At 66.2% G+C, this 8906-nt stretch carries 7 protein-coding genes; 4 read left to right on the top strand and 3 right to left on the bottom strand.

Annotated features, from left to right (window positions below; translation table 11 throughout):
- Window positions 1-69 precede the first annotated feature (69 nt).
- Window positions 70-1743, bottom strand: coding sequence for a GMC family oxidoreductase (locus AB6A69_RS15155; protein ID WP_371061394.1), 1674 nt, complete (start codon window positions 1741-1743; stop codon window positions 70-72).
- A gap of 117 nt (window positions 1744-1860) precedes the next feature.
- Here AB6A69_RS15155 and AB6A69_RS15150 point away from each other — a divergent pair, with 117 nt between their 5' ends.
- From AB6A69_RS15150 to AB6A69_RS15135, 4 genes are all read left to right on the top strand, one after another.
- Window positions 1861-3096, top strand: a complete 1236-nt coding sequence (locus tag AB6A69_RS15150; RefSeq protein WP_371039441.1) for a TRAP transporter substrate-binding protein — start codon at window positions 1861-1863, stop codon at window positions 3094-3096.
- A gap of 105 nt (window positions 3097-3201) precedes the next feature.
- Entirely contained in the window at window positions 3202-3870 is a 669-nt protein-coding gene (locus AB6A69_RS15145) for a TRAP transporter small permease (protein WP_371061393.1), read from the top strand.
- A 4-nt stretch (window positions 3871-3874) separates the two neighbouring features.
- Window positions 3875-5233, top strand: a complete 1359-nt coding sequence (locus AB6A69_RS15140) for a TRAP transporter large permease (RefSeq protein WP_371061400.1) — start codon at window positions 3875-3877, stop codon at window positions 5231-5233.
- 13 nt (window positions 5234-5246) lie between these two features.
- Window positions 5247-6026, top strand: coding sequence for an IclR family transcriptional regulator (locus AB6A69_RS15135; protein WP_371061392.1), 780 nt, complete (start codon window positions 5247-5249; stop codon window positions 6024-6026).
- 403 nt (window positions 6027-6429) lie between these two features.
- On the opposite strand, the gene AB6A69_RS15130 is transcribed toward AB6A69_RS15135, so the two are convergent.
- A complete protein-coding gene (locus tag AB6A69_RS15130; RefSeq protein ID WP_371061391.1) occupies window positions 6430-7278 on the bottom strand; it encodes a polyphosphate kinase 2 family protein in 849 nt (282 codons plus the stop codon).
- A gap of 100 nt (window positions 7279-7378) precedes the next feature.
- Window positions 7379-8902: a malonyl-CoA synthase gene (locus tag AB6A69_RS15125; RefSeq protein ID WP_371061390.1), complete on the bottom strand. Its 1524-nt coding sequence runs from the start codon at window positions 8900-8902 to the stop codon at window positions 7379-7381.
- Window positions 8903-8906 lie beyond the last annotated feature (4 nt).

The following is an 8906-nucleotide window of genomic DNA, read 5'->3' as shown; positions in this document are numbered from 1 at the left end:
TGATCCCGAACGCATGCGCGATCCCGTGACGCTGCAGAACTTTGACGAAGGCTTCCTCGGTGGTCATCTTCATGGGGATTGGTTCCTTTCGCGGGTTGGATGTGTGTCTCGGGCCGTCCGGGCGCCGGAGATGGCCGACGTCCTGTCCTCGAGGATGAGGTCGGACGCCTTTTCGCCGATCATGATCGCGGGCGCGTTCGTATTGCCCGAGACGATCTCGGGCATGATGGAGCAATCCGCCACGCGCAGGCCCGCGATGCCGTGTACCCTCAGCCGCGCATCGACGACGGCGTTGCTGTCCCGACCCATCCTGCAGGTGCCGGTGGGGTGATAGATCGTCGTCGAGTAATTGCGCGCCCAGTCGAGCGTGCCTTCGTAGTCGTCGATCTCCAGCGTCCGGTCCGGGCGGAACTCCTCCGAAATCTTGTTGCTGAGCGGCGCATGGCGGGCGATGCGGCGGGCGATGCGGATCCCGTCCACGATGGTCCGGCAATCGGTTTCCGTGGAAAGGTAATTCGGATGGATTTCCGGGTAGCGCGCGCCGTCGGCGGAGGCGAGGCGGATCTGCCCGCGGCTTTCGGGGCGCAGCTGGCATACCGACATGGTGAAGGCCGAGAAGGGATGTACGCCTTCGCCGGGGCTGTCGGCCGACCATGGCTGCACGTGGAACTGGATATCGGGGGTCTCGACATGATCCCCGCTGCGCATGAACCCCGTCGCGAGGCTTGCGGCCATGGCCATCGGACCGGCGCGGAACATCGCGTATTTCAGCGCGATCCGCGCCTGGTTGTAGAGGCTGCGCACCTCGTCGTTCAGCGTGGGCTCGTTGCATTTGAAGACGAGCCGCGCCTGGAGGTGATCCTGCAGGTTCCTGCCGACGCCGGGCAGATCGTGGCGCACCTCGATCCCGTGGTCCTGCAGATGCGCCGCGTCGCCCAGCCCGGAGAGCATCAGGAGATGTGGCGAGCCGATGGCTCCGGACGACAGGATCACTTCGGTTCCCGCGCGCACCACATGCTCGGCACCCGCGCGGTCGCGCCAGACGACCCCCGTGGCCCGCTTGCCCTCGAGCAGGATGTGGCTGGCCTGTGCCCTGGTCAGGATCGTCAGGTTCTCGCGCTTGCGCACCGGATTGAGAAACGCAACGGCGGCGGAACAGCGCCGCCCGTTCCGCGCGGTAAGCTGGAAGTAGCCCACGCCTTCCTGCGTGGCGCCGTTGTAATCGGGGTTGAAAGGGTATCCGGCCTCCCGCGCCGCGGCGACCCACGCATCGCAGATGGGCCGCTGAAGCCGCATGTTGGACACCGACAGGGGGCCCTCGTCGCCGTGAAACGCGTCGGCGCCGCGCTCCTGTTTCTCGGAGCGCTTGAACAGCGGCAGGACGTCATCCCAACTCCAGCCCGGGTTGCCCATCTGGGCCCAGCGGTCGTAATCCTGCGGCTGGCCGCGCACGTAAAGAAGCCCGTTCAGCGAGGACGAACCGCCCAGGACCTTTCCCCGCGGCCAGTCGAGCCGCCGTCCGTTCAGGCCCGGGTCCGGCTCGGTCCGGTAGCACCAGTCCACCGACGGGTTGTGCATCGTCTTGAAATAGCCGACCGGGATATGGATCCACGGGTTCCAGTCACGACCGCCGGCCTCCAGCAGGACGACCTTGATCGACGGGTCGGCAGAGAGACGATTCGCGAGCACGCATCCGGCAGAGCCCGCGCCGACGATCACGTAGTCTGCTGAAATTTCCGACATTTGGCCGCCTTCTGTGCGTTCTCTGTGCGCGGAAAAGTTTTTCTTGCCAGCGCGACAATAGTTCGACGAATATTGAGACTGCAAGTATCAAAAAAGTTGCATTCTAGGGAGGAGACCATGAAAGTATCGAAAGCCCTGGGCGGGATTTCCCGTCGGGATCTGTTTCGTCTGTCGGGTCAGTTCGGCCTGTCTTCGGTGGTATTGGGCGCGGGCGCGCTGACGGGGGCGGTGTCTTTGCCGTCTCTCGCGCGCGCAGCCGAAAGCACGTATGAAAAGCGCTTCGCCAAGGAGCCCAAGCATACGTTGACGCTGGGTGCGTCCGGCTTCAACGCGCGCAACCTGCTGATCGAGCGCGCCGGCGTTCTGGAATTCGCCCGCGACCTGGAGGAGCGGACCGAGGGCGAGATCCGCGTGGAATTCATCGGCGACAACCAGATCTGCGGCCAGCTCAACTGCGTGGAAAAGACCCAGACCGGCGTGATCGACATGTACGCCGCCTCCACCCAGAATTCCGCTGGCGGAGCGCCTTACCTGAACGTGCTCGACTACGCCTACATGTTCCCGAGCCGGGCATCCCAGTATTACTTTCTCTACAGCCCCGCGTCGCAGCGGATCCTGCGCGAGCCGCTTGAGCGCCGGCACGGCCTGAAGTTCCTGTTCAGCCATTGCGAGCTGCGCGGTATCCAGCTGGGCAACTCCTTCGCCGACAGGCCGACGGTGACGAAGCTGGAGGAGCTTTTCGGCACCAAGAACCGCGTCACCGGCACGCAACTCGGCCGGATCGCCATGCAGCAGCTCAACCTCAACCCGGTTCCGGTCGCGTGGGAGGAAACGCTCGACGGGCTCAAGCAGGGCCTGATCGACGGTGCAGAGACCTGGGCATCCGCGGTGGCCTACGCCAACATGGCGCCCGTGGTCAGCCAGTCGGTCGATCTGAGGTTCTTCTGCGGCACCGAGCACACGTCGATGTCGTTGCGGGTGTTCGACGCGATGGAGCCGCATCTGCAGGATGCGATCATGGAGTCGGCCTATCTGGCGCAGGTGCACGTTCAGGCGGCGAACGAGGCCGCGCTGGTCAAGACGGTCGGTTTCTCCGATCCGCAGCTGCCGGGCACGATCTTTGCCGAGAACAACGTGCGCCCTGCCTTCCTGCCGGAAGACCAGATCAGGATGGCCGAGGAAATGTGCTCCCCCGAGTTCAACCCGGAGCCGTGGGCGCAGTGGCGCGAGCGGCTGAACAACTGGGCGGGTGGTATCGACACCTACCAGGAGATCTACGACGTCGCGCGCGAGATTCCCGTCGACATGCCGCCGGAGAACGTCGAGCCGCGGCGCTGGTGGCGCTCGGCCTGATCGGGCGCGGCGATCGCGGGCTGCCCCTCGAAAGGGCAGCCCGTCTTCACGATCCGCGCGGCGCGCGGCAATAATCATACCGGACCCCCAACGGGAGGAGTGGGCATGACGGAGTGGTTTCAGGGCTCGGGAGAGATCCTGAGCGCCCTTGCTGCGGGCGACTCATGGATGCTGAGCGAGGCGATGCGGCAGCCGGCGGTCTGGCCGCTGGGCCTTGTCGCGATGCTTGGCCTGGCGATCGTGATCCTGGTGTTCTATCGCGTCAGCCCCTGGGCGGAGCGAAACCTGGAGTCCACCGTCATGGTGGTGTCCTACCTCGGCATCGGCGGCATCATCTTCGTGGAGGTGTTTCGCCGCTTCGTGCTGCAGGAACAGGCGCCATGGTCGACAACCCTGCCACCGTTCCTCTTCCTCATCATGACGTGGTTCGGCTGTTCCTACAACGTCAAGCTGCGGACCCATCTGGCCTTCGCCGAGTTCCGCACGGCCATGCCCCGCACGGGGCAGATGGCGTGTCTGGTGCTCGACGCCGTGCTCTGGATCGTCTTTTCCTGGGTCGTTGTCGTGACGGCCTCCAAGGTGGCGGCGAACTCCGCGTCCAACTTCCAGATCATGCTGGGCACCGACAACGTCATGCAGTGGTGGTTCCTCGTATCGGTTCCGCTGGCCTTCACCACGCTGGTCGCACGCGTGATCGAGAACCTGCTGGCGGACATATCGAACTTCCGAAGCGGCGAGGTTCTCGTCACCCAAGCTGTCATCGGGGGCGACTGACATGATGGATACGTCCACGCTCGTCACGCTCATTTCGGTCGGGGTGACGTTTCTGTTCATGCTCGGCGTGCCGGTTTTCCTGGTCATCGGCTACTGGGTGATCGGCGTCTCGCTCGTCCTGGGCATGCCGCTTCAGAATATCGGCGGCGCGCTTGCCGATGTCTTCACCGACGGCTTCGCCCTGCTCGCGATGCCGCTATTCATCCTCACCGGGGATCTCATCAACCGCTCCGGGATCGCGCGGCGGCTGTCCGATTTCGCCTATGCCTGCCTCGGCTGGATCCGCGGTGGTCTGGCGATGGCATCGCTCGGGGCCTGCGGGCTCTTTGCCGCCATCTCGGGATCGAATTCGGCCACCACGGCCACCATCGGCTCCATGCTGCATCCGGAAATGGTCAAGGGAGGATATGACGAACGCTTCTCGGCGGCCACCGCCGCGGCCGGCGGCACGGTCGGGATCATCATTCCGCCCTCGATCATCTTCATCGTCTACGGGTTCCTCCTGAACCTCCCGATCTCGGAGCTTTTCGTGGCCGGTATCCTGCCCGGGGCCATGATGGTCGCGGCGATGATGCTGGCGGCTTTCCTGATCAGCTGGAGCAATGCGTGGGGAGTCGTGATCCCGCTCAGCCCGCTGCGCGTGTTCAAGACGGCGATCGGCGCGTGGCTGGGCTTCTTCGCCATCGGGCTGGTGCTCTGGGGCATCTACACCGGCAAGTTCTCTCCCACCGAGGCGGCCGGCGTGACCGTGGGGTTCTGCGTGATCGTCGGGTTCCTGAGCGTGCCGCTCTACCGGATGATGGGCGGGACCAGGGGACGCGACGTGTCGGAAAAGCGCATCTCGGAGATGCTCGTCGTAGAGGGGTTCGGCCCCCTCGAACTTCCGTCGATCACGATGCGCTCGGCGCAGATCACGGGGATCCTCGCCCCGCTGATCGCCGTATCCGTGGTGATGCAGCAGATCCTTTCGGTCCTCGGCGCGCAGGACGTCATCGGGGGTTTCGTCACCTCCATGGGCGGCTATTACGCGGTGCTGTTCACGTCGATGCTGATCGTCTTCATCAGCGGCATGGTTCTGGAAAGCCTGCCGGTGACGATCATCCTCGCGCCGATCCTCGCGCCGATCGCGCATTCCGTCGGCATCGATCCCATGCAGTTCGCGGTGATCTTTCTCGTCGGTGCCTCCATCGGGTTCGTGACCCCACCCTACGGGCTCAATCTCTACGTGGCGTCTGGGGTCACGGGCGTTCCCTATTTCAGGCTTTTGCGCTACACGGTGCCCTACCTCGTGGCCCTTATCAGCGTCTGGCTGGTGATCGCCATGGTGCCCCAGCTTTCAACCGCGCTGTTGCCCCAGCGTTGACGATGGATCGCGCATGGACGCCGACAGCAAGGAAACCATTCCGACGAACCTGCGCCTGCTTCTGGTGATCGAGCAGATCGCCGAGGCAGGCGTGCCCGTCACGCCCACCCATGTGAATTCGCGGCTGGGTCTGCCCAAGCCGACCATTCACCGCCTGTTCGCCACGCTGGAGGAGGAGGGTTTCCTCCAGCGCGACATGGACGGGCGGTCCTATTCGCCGGGCCCGCGGCTGCGGCACATGGCCGGGGGCATCCTGTCCTCGCTGCGGATACGGACGGCGCGGCAGGCCATCCTGAGGCGCCTGAGCCGCGAAATCGGCGAGACCTGCAATATCGCGCTGCCGGACCGCGATGCCATGACGTATCTGGAGCGAGTCGAAACCGAGTGGCCGCTGCGCATCCAGCTGCCGATCGGCACGCGCGTCCCATTCTACTGCACGGCCAGCGGCAAGATGTATCTCAGTTCGCTGGACCGAACCCACCTGAAGAAATACATCGCCACCACGCGGCTGGAACGGCGGACACCCAACACGATCACCGATCCCGCGGCCCTGATCGAAGAGATCGCGACCGTTCGCAGGAACGGGTACGCGCTGGATCGGGAAGAGTTCATGCAGGACATGATCGCCGTCGCGGTTCCCGTTCTGGACATCAACCGCCGGCTCATGGTCACGCTTTCGTTCCACGCGCCCTCGCAGCGCTTCGACGTGGAGAGGGCGCTGGGCTTTCTCGAACCGCTTCGCGCGGCGGCCGAGGATCTTTCGCAACTGGTCATCGACGGTCGGAGCGACTGATAGGGTCGCAGCGCCCCGCGAAGGGGACCGCCCGGATCGATTGGCCCGGTGCCGGGCCTGCCCCCGTTTTTCACCTGTGGCGCGCAGCGTCGGAACGCGTTTCGCTCGGGCCGCATTCGCGCTCTGCGTGTGCGTTCCCCAGGCGCCGACGGAGGCTTGGGCGGCGTAGGCCGCCGGGATGGCGTATCCCGGCGTCGCGTGCGGGCGATGCCGGTTGGCGGTCAGCGCGCCGACGCGCGACCGGCCCCCTTGCCCGATCGCGGCTGAGGGATGGCGTCTTAGTCGATGGCGCATCCCGCATTCCGCCTTCGAACGCCGCGCTCGAACGGATCGAGGGAGACCGGCGTTCGTCGAGAACCCGGCGCCGCGACCACCGATGACGAATTCCGGCGCGACCGCCCGGTCACTCGGTCCGCCCGCGCAGGCCCGCGATCAGGTCGGGCTCGACATCGAGAACCCTGTCGGCTTCTGTCAGGAGCTGGCGGTCCGGCAGTGGCGGGCTCAGGTCGAGCCCGGCGCCTAGCGTTCGCGTCACGATGTCGAGCGCCGCGATACGGGCGTGGCGCTTGTCGTTCGCGGGGATCACGTGCCAGGGCGCCTCCGGCGTCGAGGTGCGGGCGAACATCTCGTCGATCGCGGCGTTGTACTCGTCCCATTTCTCGCGGTTGCGGAAGTCCTCGTATGTGAGTTTCCAGCGCTTCAGCGGGTTGCGCAGCCGCTCCTCGAACCGCGCGAGCTGACGCCCGGGCGAGATGTGGAAGAAGAGCTTCACCAGACGGGCTCCATCGTCGAGGAGCGACTGCTCGAAATCCCGGATTTCCTTGTAGGCCTGCCGCCACCGTCGCTCCGGTGTCAGGGCCTCGACACGCTCGACAAGGACGCGGCCGTACCAGGACCGGTCGAATGCCGAAATCGCGCCCCGCGGCGGCAGCCGTTCCATGAAGCGCAGCAGGTAGTGCCGGTCGAGGTAATAATTCCCGGGCGGGCCGATCGGCCAGACCTTGAAGCTTCGGGGGTCGAGCGCGGCCGAAAGGCGCCGGATGGTTCCCCCCTTGCCGGCGGCGTCCCAGCCCTCGAAGACGATCACCGCCTTGTCGCCGTTGAAGAGATAGGTCTGCTGGATCCGCGCGAGGGTGAGCCGGTGCCTCGAAAGCGCCTCCCGGTAGGCCGGTTTGTCGAGGCGCCTCGTGAGGTCCGCATCCGCAAGCCTCGGCGGCTTGGCGATCTTCGCGGCATCGCGCTCCTCCCCCATGCAGGTCTCCCGAGGTCATCCGCCGTGCGGCCGGCGCCGGCCGCCGCACGTGACGCAGACTGGGCGATGCGGGTGCGAAAATCCAGCCGCAGCGTGCGCCTCAGCCTTCGACCCCGGCGAAAAGGTCGCGGTAGCGCGCGCGAAGCGCGTTCTTCTGAACCTTGCCCATGGCGTTGCGCGGCAGGCTTTCCACCACGAGAAGCTTGCGCGGATGCTTGAAACGGGCGAGCGCGCCGCGCACCGCCTCCTCGATCGCGGCGATATCCGGGCGCGCGTCGGGCTCGGCCACGATCAGGCCCACCGCGGTCTCGCCGAGATCGGGATGCGGCACGCCGACGACCGCGCTTTCCAGAACGCCGGGCTGGGCGTCCAGCACCAGTTCGATCTCCTTGGGATAGACGTTGAGCCCGCCCGAGATCACGAGGTCCTTGCTGCGCCCGACGATGTGAACGTAGCCGTCCGCATCGATCATGCCCAGATCGCCGGTGATGAAGAAGCCGTCGGGGCGAAGCTCCTCGGCGGTCTTGTCGGGCATTCTCCAGTAGCCCTTGAAGACGTTCGGGCCGCGCACCTCGATCATCCCGATCTCGCCCCGGGGCAGGGCCGCTCCGGTTTCGGGATCGGTGATCTTCAGATCGACATCGGGCAGCGGAACGCCGACGGTGCCGGGCCGGCGCTCGCCCTCGTAGGGGTTGGAGGTGTTCATGTTGGTTTCCGTCATCCCGTAGCGTTCGAGGATGCGGTGGCCCGTGCGCGCCTCGAAGCGCCGGTGGGTCTCGGCCAGAAGCGGCGCGGAGCCCGACACGAAAAGCCGCATGTGCGCGACGAGCTCTCCGCTGAAGCGCTGATCGTCCAGCAGGCGGGTGTAGAAGGTGGGAACCCCCATCATGGCGGTGGCCTCGGGAAGCCGCGCGATCACCGCGTCGGGATCGAACTTCGGCAGGAAGATCATCGCGCCACCCACCGCCAGCATGACATTCGTCGCAACGAAAAGACCGTGGGTGTGAAAGATCGGCAGCGCGTGCAGCAGCACGTCGTCCGCGTCGAAGCGCCAGGCTTCGGCAAGCGTGAGCGCGTTCGACAGAAGGTTGCCCTGCGTGAGCATCGCGCCCTTGGAACGCCCCGTCGTGCCCGAGGTGTAGAGCAGGCCCGCGAGATCGTCCTCGCTCCGAGCGACGGTCTCGAAGGCGGCCGGCATGTCCCGTGCCGCGTCCATCAGCGACCCGGCGCCCCGGGCGTCGAGCGTCTCGATCTGCGCGCCCAGGCCCGCGGCCACGGGCGCGAGCGCGGCTTGCTGCCCGGGGTCGCAGACCACCAGCCGCGCGCCGCTGTTCTCGATGAAGTAGGACAGCTCCTCGACCGTGTAGGCGGTGTTGAGCGGCAGGAACACCACGCCCGCCTGCGCACAGGCGGCATAGAGGGCCAGCGCCTCGGGCGATTTCGGAACCTGCGCCGCGAGCCGGTCGCCGGGCGCGAGCCCGGCCGCCGCGAGCACGTTGGCCAGCCGCGCGGAGAGCGCGAGGAACTCCGCGTAGCTCATGGCGCCGCCATCGGCGAGGTGCAGGAAGGTCTCCGCCCGCCCCTCATGCGCGGCGAAGAGGCAATCGTGGAGCGGGTTGGCCATGGCG

The sequence above is a fragment of the Rhodosalinus sp. 5P4 genome, assembly GCF_041365695.1.
Classification (GTDB): Bacteria; Pseudomonadota; Alphaproteobacteria; order Rhodobacterales; family Rhodobacteraceae; genus Rhodosalinus.
The sequence above is the reverse complement of the archived record's forward strand: the minus strand, read 5'-3'. Positions and strand labels throughout refer to the sequence as shown.

Coding starts and splice junctions, on each gene's coding strand:
- AB6A69_RS15155 (WP_371061394.1), bottom strand. CDS start 1,743: ATGTCGGAAATTTCAGCAGACTACGTGATCGTCGGCGCGGGCTCTGCC.
- AB6A69_RS15150 (WP_371039441.1), top strand. CDS start 1,861: ATGAAAGTATCGAAAGCCCTGGGCGGGATTTCCCGTCGGGATCTGTTT.
- AB6A69_RS15145 (WP_371061393.1), top strand. CDS start 3,202: ATGACGGAGTGGTTTCAGGGCTCGGGAGAGATCCTGAGCGCCCTTGCT.
- AB6A69_RS15140 (WP_371061400.1), top strand. CDS start 3,875: ATGGATACGTCCACGCTCGTCACGCTCATTTCGGTCGGGGTGACGTTT.
- AB6A69_RS15135 (WP_371061392.1), top strand. CDS start 5,247: ATGGACGCCGACAGCAAGGAAACCATTCCGACGAACCTGCGCCTGCTT.
- AB6A69_RS15130 (WP_371061391.1), bottom strand. CDS start 7,278: ATGGGGGAGGAGCGCGATGCCGCGAAGATCGCCAAGCCGCCGAGGCTT.
- AB6A69_RS15125 (WP_371061390.1), bottom strand. CDS start 8,902: ATGGCCAACCCGCTCCACGATTGCCTCTTCGCCGCGCATGAGGGGCGG.